Source organism: Peribacillus sp. NPDC056705, assembly GCF_043656335.1.
The window spans coordinates 211,818-226,204 of record NZ_JBHTYI010000002.1; the positions used below are offsets into that span (position 1 = coordinate 211,818).

The following is a 14,387-nucleotide window of genomic DNA, read 5'->3' on the forward strand; positions in this document are numbered from 1 at the left end:
TGTTAATCATCAATTTAGCCTTGATCATCCTTGCTTTCAAAGGGAAAAATAAACTCGAGAAAGCTGGGCATTGGAATTGATTTTTTCTGAGGCATGAGCCAAGATATTAAAAAGGGCGGGAGAATTATTTCCCGTCCTTTTTCTCTTGAATAAGGAAACAATAAGAAAAGTTGCTAACGCAATGGGGAGCTTATAAAATGAGGATGGACAACATGAACGAGGATGGTGTATGACAATGGCTAAAACAATAGTAGAAAAACTGAATTTACATAAATATGAAAGTGTGGCAGTCTTGAATCTGCCAGCTGGGGCGGATTATTTAGCAGAGCTGCCGGATTACGATACAGAGCTTACTGAAAATGCCTATGATCTTATATTTGCTTTTGTATTGGATATGGATTCTTTAAAAGGAATCGTGGATAAGGTGATCGAGAAAAATCATTTGAGTAAAAATGGCTATATTTATTTGGCTTACCCAAAGAAAGGTAATAAAGAATATGCTACATATATTCATCGTGATGATCTGATGCAAGGCCTTGGTGCGGATGATGATGGTTATGTTGGCACGAGTGGCCTGAAGTTTGCACGTATGGTCGGGTTGGATGATGTCTTTACGGTAGTCGGACTGAAAGAAGATTCGAAAAATAGGAACCGTCCATCTACTAAAGCAAGCCAATCAGTAGATGATTATATCGAAATGATTTCCGAAATTGAGAAAGATTTGCAGGATTCTCCTGATTTGCTTACGTTCTATCAATCACTTACCCCGGGGTATCGCAAGGATTGGGCCCGTTACGTGTATAGTGCAAAACAAGAGGCTACCCAAGTGAAACGGCGCAAGGAAATGAAAACGATTTTAGGAGAAGGTTACAAGAGCAGGGATCTATATCGTAGAAATAAATGAGGGTGGGGAATGTTCTTCCATTCTCTTTTTTTCATGTTCTGTTCATCCTATCAAAAGCATATACTAGACCGAATCCGAACTTAAATCGTAATAATTTTGATTTGCGAGGTGACAGAATATGCTTTTGAAACGATACACGGGAAATTTGCTGTTAGTGATGCTGCTTTTTTCGATGCTTGCATTCTTTTTCCTAGGCGATGTATTCATTCCCGAAGCGCTTGATTTCTCGGGCTACCCGATGCTTCACTCTGTGTTCGTCGTGTTTTTGGGGTTGTTTTTAGAATCGATTCCTTTCCTGTTCCTGGGGGCCATTGCTTCATCGTTCATCCAGTTGTTCATCAGTGAAGAAATCATTCAGCGGATGATACCAAAAAGACCCCTGACAGCCATTTTTGCTGCGATAGGGGCGGCGCTGGTCATTCCGGTTTGCGAATGTGCAATCATCCCGGTCGTCCGGAGATTGATCCAAAAGGGTGTCCCGGTCCATGCAGGTGTGGTCTTGCTCGTAACTGCCCCAATATTGAATGTCATCGTGTTCGGCTCAACTTATTATGCGTTCCAAAATAATCCGGCCATTCTATATGGAAGAATCATTCTTTGTGTCCTGACGGCCATAATTGCAGGTTTATTCATTCATATATTCAGCACGAAAGATGTGGTGAAAGAGGAGAGGCTGGAACTGGTACACGGGCATGAACATGATCTTCAGTCCAGTAAATGGACAAGCTTTTTGGAACATACTTCACAGGAGTTTTTTATGGTCGGCAGATACTTTATCATCGGGGCCTTGTTTGCCAGTGTATTTCAAGTGTTTATGGATCGGTCCGTAATGGCCGGTATTGGTCAGGCGCCAATAAAAGGCACGGCATTGATGATGGGCATTGCATTTTTGCTTTCACTCTGTTCATCAGCCGATGCATTCGTTGCTGCCTCCTTTTCCCATAGCTTTCTGCCAGGCTCCATACTCGGTTTCCTTGTATTTGGTCCCATGCTGGATTTAAAAAATGTCCTGATCATGATGTCCTGTTTTAAACGGAGCTTCGTCGTCATGTATGTCCTGCTTGTTTTCGCAGTCGTCTTCAGCCTATGCCTGATTGCAAGTGGATTGATCAGTAAGGGGGGCTTCTGATGAAACGTTTATTTATCCAGAGACTTGAAGGATTACTGCTGCTTGGACTGGGTCTCATGATCTTTAAATTGTATGTTTCAGGATATTTAACGAAATTGATTGCACCCAAAATGATTCCATATGCATTGACGGCGCTTTTTGCCTTTTTAGTGATCAGCCTTATCCGAATGAAAAAACAAAAACAAGGTGGACATCATTGTGATTGCGGATCGAATGGAGAGTCTTCCTTTTCCGCACTGGTCCTGAATTATAGTTTGTTCTTCATTCCGATTCTTCTGGGCTTCATCTTGACCGATTTTACATTAAGCGGGGAAGTGCTGGCGAAAAGGGGGCTGGCGAAGCAGCAGACACAGATGGTAAATTCATATGATTCAGGGAAACATGCGAATGGGGAGAAAATCTCGGTAACCGATGATAATTATTTTGAAGTACTGGATGATTTACTGAACAACCTCGATACGATCGAGGGGAAGGAAATAGAGATTTCGGGGTTCATATACCGTGAGGATACATTTAAGAAAAAACAAATGGCCATCTCCCGCCTCTCCATGTCCTGCTGTGTGGTCGATGCCACGTTATATGGATATATGGTCAACGGGAATGTGGAAGGAATGAAGACGAATGATTGGTATACGATTACAGGGACATTAAAAAAAGGAAGGTATAAAGGGGAGCCCGTACCTGTGATCGATTTAAAGGAGTCGAAGAAAATAAAGGCACCCGAAGAAGCTTATTTATATGAAAATGTACAAATCATTAAGTAGAATTGGAAAATCCGGCAAAAGATGCTTTTGACAGTCCGGAAAATCGTGCACTGCGGTCGAAAAAACGGAAACGGCGCCATTTGTTCAGGAGCACGTAACATAGTATAATGACCTTACCATGGATAGGGCGTAAGGGGGGATAATCATGTCTTCAGGTAATCGAAATAATCAAATCGGACCGCCGCGTTTCGCTATTGCCATTCACTCTCTGGTTTGGCTCGCACAAAGCGAAAAGCTCCTGACAAGTTCAGCAATCGCCTTAAAGGTGAAGTCACACGCCACTTTTTTAAGAAGGGTGATGGCCCAGCTTGCAGCTGCGGGGATCGTTGAAACAAAGGAAGGACGGGAAGGCGGATATAGCTTGAAGGTGCCTGCGTCTCAGCTTACTTTGGCGGATGTGTATCAAGCGGTAAGGCCGGAATGCCTTGTTTGTATGGAAACGAGCGAATGCGGTGAAGTCGGGAAGCAGCTGGATACGGCATTGGAGGAAATCATGAACGAAGCCGAAAAGGAAACATTGCGCCTGCTAAAGGGCTATACATTGGAAGAATTCATGAAAAAAGTCGACTTCACCAATTTTGAAAATGAGTGTCTGGGGTAATATCCTTGCAAGAGGATACCCAGGATTATATAATGTGCTTAATGCGATTGCACTTAAAACGAGGAGGTAGTTACATGAAGGTGGAAATTTGGTCGGATTATCAATGTCCGTTCTGTTATATAGGAAAGCGTAGATTCGAAGAGGCGTTAAAGCAGTTTGAAAATAATGATCAGGTAGAGGTCTCATTTCGCAGTTTTGAGTTGAATCCAGAGGCTGAGCGGGATATCAATATGACTCAAAATGAAATGTTGGCCAAGAAATACGGCATGTCCCAAGCGCAGGTGGAAGCGAGCAGCCAAAACCTGACGCAACAGGCTAAAGAATTGGGACTCGATTATCATTTGGACAAAGTGGTCTTAACCAATTCGTTCGATGCTCATCGCTTGATGCACTTTGCTGAATCGAAGGGTAAAGAGAAAGAAATGAATGAACGCCTATTTAAAGCTTACTTTACCGAAGGCAAACATATTGGCGATCACGCTACATTGGCTAGTTTGGCTGAAGAGGCCGGCCTTGAAAAGTCCGAGACGGAGACCATGCTGGCAGGAACGGCTTTCACGGCAGAGGTTAGGGGAAATGAGCAAGAAGGAAGCGTGCTTGGTATTACAGGTGTGCCCTTCTTCGTCATTAACCGCAAGTATGGAATCTCCGGCGCCCAGCCAACGGAAGCATTCCTGGATACGCTAAAAAAAGTATGGGCTGAGGAAAATCCGCTTACAATCGTGAATGATCCAGCAACAGGCGACACCTGTACGGACGGTTCTTGTAACGTGCCTGAAAAATAATGCAGATATGAAGAAGGGGACCCAAAACTGGGTCTCCTTCTTTACTTAAAAAGGAAATGTTATGTACGGCAAAGAATATAGTATATAGGATGGATTTTCGAAAAAGTCCGAAATGAAAGGGAGCTAAGATGTGTATATAATGATTGGAATACTAGTCTTCGTGATTGCCTGTGCAGTAACTGCCAAACTAATTTCCTATAAATATTGGACATGTATCTATACGGCATTCGGGAATGAAAATTATTTTAAAGTGGTTGCGAAATTGGAAAGGGAAGGGATACGATTCAAAACGAAAACGCCTATGAATTTAGGCTCTGATAACTTTCAAGATCGTCATGAAAACACTCAATATGATGTTTTTGTAAAAAAGGAACAGGAGAGTATTGCCCAAAGGGCCGTTCACAAAAGTTAATAAAGTGAAAATTTGGCTGTCCTGGTGGCAGTTTTTTTTACTGTGTTCCAAACTCACGAGTAAAAGCCCGGAAATTACGAGTATTTGCTCGAAACTCACGAGTATTTGCCCCAAACTCACGAGTAAAAGCCCTGAACTCACGAGTATTTGCTCGAAACTCACGAGTATTCGACGTATAAGTAGAAAAATGCTGCCAATCTACTTTTTCATTGAATTTATATAGGATAAAAGAAAGAAAAAGCGTTGATTTTGATATCGAATTCGTTTTTTATAGTTTCAAAGACTGAAAATTTGTATAATGGGTGAGATGGATTTAATTGAATGTACATATAGGAGGGGCAAGGATGAGTAAGCTTAATGGCAGGACCGTTGCTTTATTGGGAGCGAGGAAGACGGAAGAACTTAGTAAAATCGTTCAAAATCTTGGGGGAGTCCCGTTCGTTCGCCCGGCACAGGGGACGGTATTCCTGGATGATTCCCATTTGGAAGAAGATGTCGCCCGGTTGCTGGCAGGGGAGTTCGATTGGATCATCCTGACGACGGGAGTGGGGACGGAATTATTATATAAAACGGCAGTGAAGATGGAAGCGGGAGATCGTTTCATTGAAGCTTTACAGTCCATGAAAATTGCAGCCAGGGGCTATAAAACGGTGAATATGCTGAAAAAGCTTGGCCTGCAGCCGTTAATCCGGGATGATGATGGCAGTACGGCAGGGCTTGTTCGCAATCTGGAAGGCCATCTGCCTGAAGGTGTAAAGGTCGCTTTGCAGCTTCACGGCGATCCGGCGCCTCTTTTGATGAACTGGTTGGATGAACAAAAAGTGGAATATAAAGAAATCCTGCCATATGAACATATACCGCCCGAAAAAGAAACGATGCAACAGCTGATCCAAGAAATCCTTGAAGGCAAAATCGATTCGGTTGTGTTCACAAGTGCACCGCAGCCGCGAAATTTAATGAGTTTTGTCCGTGAACAAGGTGTGGAGGATAAGATAACCGACCTGTTTGCATCAGATGTAATTGCTCTTGCGGTCGGAAAGGTAACGGCGCAGGTGATAATCGATGAAGGGATCGAGCGGGTCATATATCCTGAAGATCAGCGGATGGGCAGTGCAATGGTGGAGCTGGTGAAATATTATCAGGGAATAGCAAGCAGATAGGAGGGAATTCGGCATGACCAAGGGCAAGGTCTATTTTGTGGGTGCTGGTCCGGGTGATGTGGGCCTTATTAGCGTAAAAGGTCAAAAAGCGATTGAAAAAGCGGACATCATTTTATATGACAGATTGCTTAATCCAAAGCTGTTGGAGGCTGCCGCCCTCGATTGTGAATTGATATATTGTGGCAAGACACCTTATACGAATGGCATCAGTCAAGGGGAAATCAATGAGCTGCTTGTTTCCAAAGCAATGGCAGGGCACCGGGTCGTCCGCTTGAAAGGCGGGGATCCTTCCGTTTTTGGAAGAGTAGGGGAGGAAGCCGAATCGTTGAAAGATGTGGGAATCCCATTCGAAGTCATTCCAGGGGTTACGTCCAGCATTGCTGCATCCATGTACGCGGGAGTCCCCGTCACGCATCGGGATTATGGACGTTCCTTTGCGATGGTGACGGGCCATGACCAAACGAAGAAGGATATGGATTGGAACGGGCTTGTGAATAGCATCGATACGGTTGCCTTTTATATGGGTGTGGCCAACCTTCCGTATATCCGTGAAAATTTGATCAATCATGGAAAGCCGGGGAATACACCGGCACTCGTCATACAATGGGGCACTTATGGAAGACAGGAAAGTGTTGAAGGGACTTTGGATGATATCGTTGAAAGGGTGAGTGAAAGGTCGCTTGGCAATCCTGCGATCACCTTGGTCGGGGATATCATTTCACTAAGGGGAAAACTGCAATGGTTCGAAAAGAAGCCACTGTTTGGGCAACGGTTTTTAGTGGCCCGGACCGGGACGGCAAAAAGTTCCTTGGCAGAAACTCTGCATGAACTTGGCGGCGAAGTCATCGAGTTTCCTAAATGGAATGCGGCCAAAGTGAAAATAGATGAAAGTCAGCTGCTCTCTTTACTTTTGTATGATCGGATTCTCTTCACTTCTCCCGGAAGTGTCCATGGATTCTTGGATTCACTCATTGAACATGCTATTGATTTCCGCCGGATTTCTTCTAAACTTTATGTGTTATCAAGGAAATCGAAAAAGGCTTTACAGCAACGGGGACTGATGGCCGAGCTCAAATCCGAGATGTCGGAAGCCGGAACCTTATTGGTTGTTGGTGATCGAAACAGAGATCAAAGAGACCTTGCTCATGGGGACGGAGACTATTTTCAATCAGTCGATAAATCCGTCGATGAAAGATTTCTTGAAATCTTTCCGAGAATGCTGGAAGGGATAGCTGTCGGAACGGTACTATTTTCGAATCGGCATTCAGTTGATATGCTGATGCAATATGGGGAAAAGGCAGACGTGGATGTTGAAGGGCTGCTAAATCAAGCCCTCATCGGGGTAATCGGGGAAAGTACCGGCGATAGACTTAAAGACTATGGATTTACATTGGACATGATGCCGAAAGAACCGTCTGTCGAACAATTGGTGGAGTTGATCTTGAATAGGAATGTTTTTTAGGCTCTGATGAAAACAGAGTCTATTTCCTATGGAGGGGATTGGTGATACATACCCGTAGAAATGTTCTAGGGTGATTTCATGTTTAATATGGGCGATATTTTATGGCAATTATTCTTCATTGCCCTGCTGGTTCCGTTATTCGTAATGATTGTGAAGGCGTCCGTTTATTTATAAAACATATGACAAAGGTGATTAACCTGGAAAGTAAAAGAGATGAATATATGATCGATTGAAAAAAGGGAATGGAGTTGGTCAACTTTACCAAATGGACGTTCATAAGATTTTGGGGAGTAAGGAATAAAAGTCTTTTATTTCTTCACAGATTGGGTATTATATATACGTGACTTTTCCAGGGAGGCGAAGTAAATGAAACGGACATGTGAATTCGTATTAAGTATCTTAGGTGTGGGTATCGCTGTGATTTTTTTAATCATGACGATCATAGCGGCCGTTTATCTCAACAGTATCGATATGAAAGAAATGATGGACTACTCTTTAATGACAGATTCAGAGTTTTCCTCGTCTGAGGTAGATATGTCGATCAAGTTGTTCATGGGCATACTATGGGCTGGAATCATATCGCTGTTCATTGCATTGGCGGGCGGTTTGATCTCTATCTTTCTATTAAAAGGCGGCAAAGCGAAGGGAGCCGGAATCTTATTGATCATTACGGGCATTCTGACGGTCTTTCATGTTTGGCCGCTTTTTTTCTTCATCATACCGGGTATCATGTGCCTTGTAAGGAAGCCGAGGGAAACGGTGGAAGTGATCGTATGATCCGGCACTATACATAGTGTAATTTGAAAACAAAGGAGCTGACCCGAAAATGCGGGTCAGCTCCTTTGTGCTGTGAGGATATTTTAGGGGGATATTCCTATTTGTACCTGAAATCATCAGTCTATCATGTTACTATTATTATAGATTTAAATATAAATAGACTGGAGTTCAATCAATGAGGATACCTTTAATGAAGGTTGGGGCACTGACCTGTTTAACGCTCGGTTTGTTCAATGGACAGGCTTTTGCGGAGTCTGGAATAACCAATGCGTGTTCATCATTCGGTAAGATTCAATCCAATGAAAATCCTTCCCATAGGCAAATTAACTGCTTACTGACGAATGCGGCAATAGAGGCCGAAATCCCCCCTGAAGTGGTAAAAGCGGTGGCTACGCAGGAAAACGGGGATTGGAGGCAGTTTAATGAGGACGGTACACCGAATAAATCCGGCGATGGCGGTATCGGTCTAATGCAGCTTACCAATAAAAGTGGGTATGACCAGAAAAAGCTGGAAAATGATATAGTCTACAATATCGAGGCAGGCGTCGAGGTGTTGAATGGCATGTATTCAAGAAGGGATTTGCCCAAGATCAAAGGTGCAGGACGAAGGGTCATCGAAAATTGGTATTTCCCTGTCATGGCATACAACGGGACAAAACCGGTTAACAGTCCTCTTTACCAAGAAAACGGGAAAATAAATCCGAATGCCTATCAAGAGGAAGTTTTTGCCGAGATAGAAAAACAAAGTTATTTGGATGGCACAAAACTGGCCAAATATCCATTCAAAACAACGGACTTTCAATATGATCGGGAAAGCACCGAAAATATCATCTTTAAAAATCTTGAATACACACTGACAGATCAAACGCATGACTCTGTTTATTGGTTCAAGGCCGGAGACAAAGTTTTGACGACATCCAGTGCGAATATCAGGAAAGAAATAAGCACTACGGCAGGAGCGGTGCTTGTGCCACCCAATACAAGCTTGATCATCAAAGGGAATTTTGACTATCACGAATCTAAAGGAAATAAATTTGTCTTTTACCCCGTACAAACGGAAGACAAGGGTATTAAGGGATATGTTTCATCGGCTTACATATCCAATAGGCCATCAGGTGTCGTGCCCATCAAGGATACGAATAAACCTGTGATTTCAGGAGCAACTGGTAAATCGATACCATTCAACTCAACTTTCAATCCCAAAACCAGCGTAAAGGCGAAGGATGATAAAGATGGTGACTTAACGAGTGCCATACGTGTGAAAGGTAAGGTGGATACCAAGAAAGTGGGCACCTATACTTTAACTTATACGGTAGCGGACAAAGCTGGGAATGTTGCCAAGGTCATAAGGAAAATAACCGTTTATGACAAAGTCAAGCCGGTGATTTCCGGTGCCGGGAATAAAACCATCAAACTTAATTCTTCATTCAATCCAAAAACAAACGTGAGTGCCAAGGATAATGCCGATGGCAGCTTGACTAGTAAAATCAAAGTGACGGGTACAGTGAATACGAAGAAAAAGGGGACCTATACATTGAAGTATACGGTCACCGATTCATCGAAAAATGCAGCGACAGTCACAAGAAAGATCACGATAGACGGCACCAAGCCAGTCATCTCGGGAGCCAATAGTAAAACCGTCGGCTATTATTCGACATTCAACCCTAAATCAGGCGTATCCGCGAAAGATAAACTGGATGGCAACATGACTAGTAAAATAAAGGTGACAGGTACGGTAAATACAAAGAAAAAAGGAACGTATACATTAAAGTATACAGTCACTGATTCATCAAAAAATACTGCGACAGTCACAAGAAAGATTACGGTAGACAGCACCAAGCCGGTCATTTCCGGTGCAAAAAGCAAAACCATTGCCTATAACTCGACATTCAATCCTAAATCAGGTGTATCCGCGAAAGATAATCTTGATGGAAGTTTAACAAGTGAGATCAAAATAACAGGGACTGTGAATACGAAGAAAAAAGGCACCTATACATTGACTTACACAGTTACGGATAAATCGAAGAACAAGGCAGAAGTAAAACGGAAAATCACTGTTAAATAGAAGGGGAAAAGTCAATTTCACAATACATTTTTACCGTGAATTCACACATGAATTCACGTTTTTTATTTCCTTGTTTTACTGCATGCCAATTCCGAATATGGAAATAATTATTGTTCAATGCGAATTTAACGGTGAATATCATGTGATTTTTACTGTGAATTACGAAGGGTTTTATTTATTTTAAGTAGGTTCTGTTATTTTTCGGTGTTGTTTTCTTTTATTAAACTATTCGGAAGTAGTTGTAAATTTAATATTTTAAAGTAAGAGCATTTCTTTGTAATGAGAAATGCTTTTTATTTTTGTCAAAATTAAAAGGGTACTTAAATAACAATAATAATATAATAAAAAACAATACTAATTTATTGTAAAACAATAAATTGTGTAGTAAAGTCAAAACTGACAAAAATAAGTGAGGTGCACTTTATGAACCGAGGAACAACACTCTTTTTGAAGGTGGCTGTTATTCTTATTGGAATCCCAATTCTTACTTTGTGCCTATTTTTAGTGCCTAAGATTGGGGATTTTGCTGGAGAATTGTATCCAAAAATGGATTATATGAAATCTCTCGTTTTAATGGATATGTACGCAGCAGTGATTCCTTTTTACTTTGCTCTGTATCAGGCTTTTAAACTTTTAAGCTATATTGATAAGAACCAAGCGTTCTCGGAATTATCGGTAAAAGCTTTAAAGAATATAAAATACTCTGCCATCACAATCAGTACCTTGTATCTGCTAGGTATGCCGCTCTACTATCTCATGGGGAAGAGAGTTGACCCTCCAAGTTTCATACCAATCGGATTGGTCATTATTTTTGCCTCTATGGTTATCGCCGTTTTTGCTGCTGTCCTCCAACGGCTTCTAAAAGAAGCGATTAACATAAAATCAGAAAATGATTTGACGGTCTGAGGTGGAGGATATGGCAATTATTATTAATATTGATGTGATGTTAGCAAAACGAAAAATGAGCGTAACGGAGCTTTCGGAGAGGGTTGGAATTACAATGGCGAATCTTTCCATTCTGAAAAATGGAAAAGCAAAAGCGGTTCGTTTTTCAACATTAGAAGCGATATGTAAGACTTTGGATTGTCAGCCAGGTGAGATTTTGGAGTATAAAAGCGACGAAGACACTCAATAAACATGGCTGTTTTCGCATACTTTGTTGCTATTCACCAAGTAATGCGGTGCGGGGCGGTGTGGTTGATTTCCCCTCCAATGCTCGCTTTCCGCGGGGCGGGCGGTGAGCCTCCTCGGCGTGAACGCCTGTGGGGTCTCACCTGTCCCGCTGCTCCCGCAGGAGTCTAGCACTTCCGCTCCAATCAACCTTAAAGCGTTTTGTTTTAAAAACAACAATCTTTACGAAAAGAGCTATAAAAATAGATAACAAATTTATTTAATTAAAGGTAGTCGATAGAGAATTTAAGGGATAGCCATTAAGCTATCCCTTCTTTGCGTTTATTGATGGTATTTAATCAGAGAATTTCATTGATATTAGTGAGAAAAAATATGATGCGATTTGCAATGTTTTCACCTCAAAAGGGAACCTGTTACGCAATAGGGGGATCCTTTTTTTTGCTGTCTGAATGTGTTTGGCTGAAAGATATGCATATATAATAGTAGAAAGTGTTCAGCGATTGATTCTCCAGGGTGGAGTGGATATTGATAAAAATGTTATAATTGTAAATACATGTAATGCGAAGTGATCTGAAGGGGGATTGTTTATGGGCAAAGAACACGGGCATGTGAACTGGATGGATCAGATTTTTAAGGAATATGAAAGAGACGGCGGGCTGAAGAATAATCCTGGCTTTGGAAAACCGCTTCCGGAGTCGGCGCTATCGGGAAATATATATGACAACTTCTTGACGAAGGCCAAAGATGCCGGCTACCTTCCGCTTTGGATAAAATGGCAAAAAGAAATTCGGGATGAGCTGTCCGGATTGGTTCTATTGAAAAAAATGAATGGAACTGAGTCTGAATTAATGAAACGAATTGATGAAATAAATGAGAAAGTCCGTACATATAATGCGATTTGTCCAGCTAAGATGCAGTGCAGGGAAATGGAGTGGGAAAGCATCGAAATCCAGCACGAAAAATGGAAGTGATTGACAATGTGTAAAATGTGGGTATTTGTATGACGTGATCATTAAAGGTTTATGATATAATGACATGAATAAAAAACAGAGAGAGGGACTTCGATTGGAAAAAAGAAAAGAAGTTTTTTCATGGATAAAAGCGATATTGATTGCAGTCATTCTAGCTTTTTTAATTCGAACGTATATTTTTGCACCGATTGTCGTGGACGGTGAGTCAATGATGCCGACTCTGCAAGACCACGAAAGAATTGTTCTTACCAAGTTTGGAACGAATATCGATAATATAGACCGGTTTGACATTGTCGTTTTTCATGCAACGGTAGATAAAGATTATATAAAAAGGGTAATTGGTCTGCCAGGTGACCATATTGAATATAAAGATGATACGCTTTATATTAATGGGAAAGCTTATGAAGAACCTTACTTGGACAAATATAAGAATCAGATGGCAGGGGTGCCGCTGACTGAATCCTTCAAGCTAGAAGATATTACAGGCAGCATGACAGTGCCGGAAGGCCAGTTGTTCCTTATGGGTGACAATCGCCAAAATAGTTTGGATAGCCGTGAAATAGGCACGATTTCCGTTGATGAAATTGTCGGCAAGGCGAATCTAGTGTATTGGCCAATCAATGAAATAAAGCTTGTGAATTAAGATGGAGCGGACTCAGGTTAGAGTCCGCTTTATTGTTGCCGTTTTTCATATTCTATTGAATAGCATTACGGTATTTCAACAAAAAACGTGTCCATTCTTTTTTTTTTCTCTTTTTTTTTAGGAAAATCAACTCATTTGGGTTAAATTAGGTTATCCTATTAAAAAAGAGTAATCACGTTACCCAGGCCCGTGTAAGAATATGGATTACTTTAAAAAAGGGTGCTGAGATGGAGTACTTTAGATGGATATAATAAAAGACTTAATATCAAACTATGGTTATTTTGCGATATATGGACTGTTGGCCATTGGGATTATTGGTTTGCCGGTACCTGATGAGTTCATGATGACTTTTGTCGGCTATTTGTCATCCATTTCCGTTTTGAATGTCCAAGGAGCATTCCTTGTCAGTTTCCTTGGATCGATAACCGGGATGCTTGTCAGTTATTTCATCGGAAAAAAGGTGGGGAAACCTTTTTTGAGGAAGCATGGTAAGTGGATCAAAATGACCCCCGCGAGGTTGGAGAGGTTGGAGGAATGGTTCAATAAATACGGTCCTTGGACCATCATCATAGCCTATTTCATCCCAGGAGTCCGTCACTTCGCCAGTTACATTTCCGGTATGAATGGGATGGGGAAACGAAAGTACTTCATCTTTGCAGGAGCAGGTGCTTTCAGCTGGTGTTTGGTATTTACGACTTTTGGTTATTTTATTGGTGTGTTAACGTAACTCATTTCAACTTACCAAATTCCTTCATTGAATCAGAAAATCCCGTTTCTGGATCTTTAGAAACGGGATTTTCCATTTCTGCTTATAATTATTGAGCTGAGTATCCGCCGTCGATGACAAGCTCGGCACCAGTTACGTATGAAGCTTCATCGGATGCTAGATAAAGCACGGCATTTGCAATATCCGCCGGCTGACCCAAACGTTGTAATGGAGTTGCTTTGATCATTTGGTTCACTAACTCTTTTGACTCTTCCAATTTTTGAGTCATTGGTGTTTCGATGATACCAGGGAATACGGCATTGACACGGACGCCCATGCGGCCATATTGCGTTGCGGCAGCCTTGGAAATAGCACGAACGGCCCCTTTTGAAGCTGAGTAAGAGTTCAAGCCCATTCCGATTTGAGCAGTGAAGGAAGAAATATTTACAACTGCGCCTTTACCTTCTTTAGCCATGTGAGGAATAACGTGTTTCATTCCAAGGAATGGTCCAAAACCATTGATGCTTAACATTAGCTGCCAATCGGCCAAAGTCGTATCGTTGATGCCTTTTTCTGTTGAGATACCGGCATTGTTTACCAAAATGTCGATTTTGCCAAATTTAGCGATAACTTCATCCGTCACCTTTTTCCAGCTTTCGTCTGAAGATACATCAAGTACAGTTCCATGGACATTATCCAGTTCATTCACAACAGCTACAGCTTTTTCATTGATATCAGCAGCAATGACTTGTGCTCCTTCTTTTGTGAATAGGTCTACCATTTCCCTGCCCATACCAGATGCTCCGCCGGTGATAATGGCTACTTTATTAGTCAATCTTCCCATCATGATCACTCCTAATTAGTTGTTATAACGATG

General features: G+C 41.7%; 16 protein-coding genes. 15 read left to right on the forward strand and 1 reads right to left on the reverse strand.

All coding sequences use genetic code 11. The features are described 5' to 3' along the window. The first annotated feature begins 235 nt into the window (after nucleotides 1–235). The 15 genes from ACFRAK_RS03460 to ACFRAK_RS03530 all read left to right on the forward strand — a co-directional run bounded on the left by ACFRAK_RS03460 (nucleotide 236) and on the right by ACFRAK_RS03530 (nucleotide 13,531). Complete coding sequence (locus tag ACFRAK_RS03460) at nucleotides 236–904, forward strand: YdeI/OmpD-associated family protein (RefSeq protein ID WP_387602241.1); 669 nt, start codon at nucleotides 236–238, stop codon at nucleotides 902–904. Between the two features lie 118 nt (nucleotides 905–1,022). After that, complete coding sequence (locus ACFRAK_RS03465; RefSeq protein ID WP_387602244.1) at nucleotides 1,023–2,033, forward strand: permease; 1,011 nt, start codon at nucleotides 1,023–1,025, stop codon at nucleotides 2,031–2,033. Continuing rightward, complete coding sequence (locus tag ACFRAK_RS03470; protein WP_394571310.1) at nucleotides 2,033–2,797, forward strand: TIGR03943 family putative permease subunit; 765 nt, start codon at nucleotides 2,033–2,035, stop codon at nucleotides 2,795–2,797. Before ACFRAK_RS03465 ends, ACFRAK_RS03470 begins: the two co-directional genes overlap by 1 nt. Before the next feature lie 145 nt (nucleotides 2,798–2,942). Next, entirely contained in the window at nucleotides 2,943–3,398 is a 456-nt protein-coding gene (locus ACFRAK_RS03475) for an RrF2 family transcriptional regulator (protein WP_063232644.1), read from the forward strand. A 74-nt stretch (nucleotides 3,399–3,472) separates the two neighbouring features. Further along, nucleotides 3,473–4,183, forward strand: a complete 711-nt coding sequence (locus tag ACFRAK_RS03480) for a DsbA family oxidoreductase (RefSeq protein ID WP_394571311.1) — start codon at nucleotides 3,473–3,475, stop codon at nucleotides 4,181–4,183. Between the two features lie 130 nt (nucleotides 4,184–4,313). Then, nucleotides 4,314–4,595: a hypothetical protein gene (locus ACFRAK_RS03485; RefSeq protein ID WP_394571312.1), complete on the forward strand. Its 282-nt coding sequence runs from the start codon at nucleotides 4,314–4,316 to the stop codon at nucleotides 4,593–4,595. A 344-nt stretch (nucleotides 4,596–4,939) separates the two neighbouring features. After that, entirely contained in the window at nucleotides 4,940–5,755 is an 816-nt protein-coding gene (locus ACFRAK_RS03490; RefSeq protein WP_394571313.1) for a uroporphyrinogen-III synthase, read from the forward strand. Between the two features lie 13 nt (nucleotides 5,756–5,768). Beyond that, entirely contained in the window at nucleotides 5,769–7,217 is a 1,449-nt protein-coding gene (gene cobA, locus ACFRAK_RS03495; protein ID WP_394571314.1) for a uroporphyrinogen-III C-methyltransferase, read from the forward strand. 366 nt (nucleotides 7,218–7,583) lie between these two features. Further along, nucleotides 7,584–7,994, forward strand: a complete 411-nt coding sequence (locus tag ACFRAK_RS03500) for a DUF4064 domain-containing protein (protein WP_394571315.1) — start codon at nucleotides 7,584–7,586, stop codon at nucleotides 7,992–7,994. A gap of 175 nt (nucleotides 7,995–8,169) precedes the next feature. Beyond that, nucleotides 8,170–10,059 (forward strand): immunoglobulin-like domain-containing protein, encoded by a 1,890-nt coding sequence (locus ACFRAK_RS03505; RefSeq protein WP_394571316.1) that lies wholly within the window; start codon nucleotides 8,170–8,172, stop codon nucleotides 10,057–10,059. 423 nt (nucleotides 10,060–10,482) lie between these two features. Further along, nucleotides 10,483–10,965, forward strand: coding sequence for a DUF2975 domain-containing protein (locus ACFRAK_RS03510; protein WP_394571317.1), 483 nt, complete (start codon nucleotides 10,483–10,485; stop codon nucleotides 10,963–10,965). Nucleotides 10,966–10,975: 10 nt separating this feature from the next. Beyond that, nucleotides 10,976–11,194, forward strand: a complete 219-nt coding sequence (locus tag ACFRAK_RS03515; protein ID WP_283915419.1) for a helix-turn-helix domain-containing protein — start codon at nucleotides 10,976–10,978, stop codon at nucleotides 11,192–11,194. Nucleotides 11,195–11,777: 583 nt separating this feature from the next. Continuing rightward, nucleotides 11,778–12,161 (forward strand): DnaJ family domain-containing protein, encoded by a 384-nt coding sequence (locus ACFRAK_RS03520; protein WP_394571318.1) that lies wholly within the window; start codon nucleotides 11,778–11,780, stop codon nucleotides 12,159–12,161. 94 nt (nucleotides 12,162–12,255) lie between these two features. After that, nucleotides 12,256–12,804 (forward strand): signal peptidase I, encoded by a 549-nt coding sequence (gene lepB, locus ACFRAK_RS03525; protein WP_192206107.1) that lies wholly within the window; start codon nucleotides 12,256–12,258, stop codon nucleotides 12,802–12,804. Between the two features lie 241 nt (nucleotides 12,805–13,045). Next, on the forward strand, nucleotides 13,046–13,531 hold the full coding sequence (locus ACFRAK_RS03530) for a DedA family protein (protein WP_192206106.1): 486 nt from the start codon (nucleotides 13,046–13,048) through the stop codon (nucleotides 13,529–13,531). Nucleotides 13,532–13,619: 88 nt separating this feature from the next. Here ACFRAK_RS03530 and ACFRAK_RS03535 read toward each other — a convergent pair whose 3' ends face one another. Beyond that, nucleotides 13,620–14,354, reverse strand: coding sequence for an SDR family NAD(P)-dependent oxidoreductase (locus tag ACFRAK_RS03535; protein ID WP_387707084.1), 735 nt, complete (start codon nucleotides 14,352–14,354; stop codon nucleotides 13,620–13,622). Nucleotides 14,355–14,387: the final 33 nt, after the last annotated feature.

Excerpts from the sequence above, each read along its gene's own strand:
- ACFRAK_RS03460 (WP_387602241.1), top strand. The coding sequence starts at position 236 with ATGGCTAAAACAATAGTAGAAAAACTGAATTTACATAAATATGAAAGT.
- ACFRAK_RS03465 (WP_387602244.1), top strand. The coding sequence starts at position 1,023 with ATGCTTTTGAAACGATACACGGGAAATTTGCTGTTAGTGATGCTGCTT.
- ACFRAK_RS03470 (WP_394571310.1), top strand. The coding sequence starts at position 2,033 with ATGAAACGTTTATTTATCCAGAGACTTGAAGGATTACTGCTGCTTGGA.
- ACFRAK_RS03475 (WP_063232644.1), top strand. The coding sequence starts at position 2,943 with ATGTCTTCAGGTAATCGAAATAATCAAATCGGACCGCCGCGTTTCGCT.
- ACFRAK_RS03480 (WP_394571311.1), top strand. The coding sequence starts at position 3,473 with ATGAAGGTGGAAATTTGGTCGGATTATCAATGTCCGTTCTGTTATATA.
- ACFRAK_RS03490 (WP_394571313.1), top strand. The coding sequence starts at position 4,940 with ATGAGTAAGCTTAATGGCAGGACCGTTGCTTTATTGGGAGCGAGGAAG.
- cobA (WP_394571314.1), top strand. The coding sequence starts at position 5,769 with ATGACCAAGGGCAAGGTCTATTTTGTGGGTGCTGGTCCGGGTGATGTG.
- ACFRAK_RS03500 (WP_394571315.1), top strand. The coding sequence starts at position 7,584 with ATGAAACGGACATGTGAATTCGTATTAAGTATCTTAGGTGTGGGTATC.
- ACFRAK_RS03505 (WP_394571316.1), top strand. The coding sequence starts at position 8,170 with ATGAGGATACCTTTAATGAAGGTTGGGGCACTGACCTGTTTAACGCTC.
- ACFRAK_RS03510 (WP_394571317.1), top strand. The coding sequence starts at position 10,483 with ATGAACCGAGGAACAACACTCTTTTTGAAGGTGGCTGTTATTCTTATT.
- ACFRAK_RS03515 (WP_283915419.1), top strand. The coding sequence starts at position 10,976 with ATGGCAATTATTATTAATATTGATGTGATGTTAGCAAAACGAAAAATG.
- ACFRAK_RS03520 (WP_394571318.1), top strand. The coding sequence starts at position 11,778 with ATGGGCAAAGAACACGGGCATGTGAACTGGATGGATCAGATTTTTAAG.
- ACFRAK_RS03530 (WP_192206106.1), top strand. The coding sequence starts at position 13,046 with ATGGATATAATAAAAGACTTAATATCAAACTATGGTTATTTTGCGATA.
- ACFRAK_RS03535 (WP_387707084.1), bottom strand. The coding sequence starts at position 14,354 with ATGGGAAGATTGACTAATAAAGTAGCCATTATCACCGGCGGAGCATCT.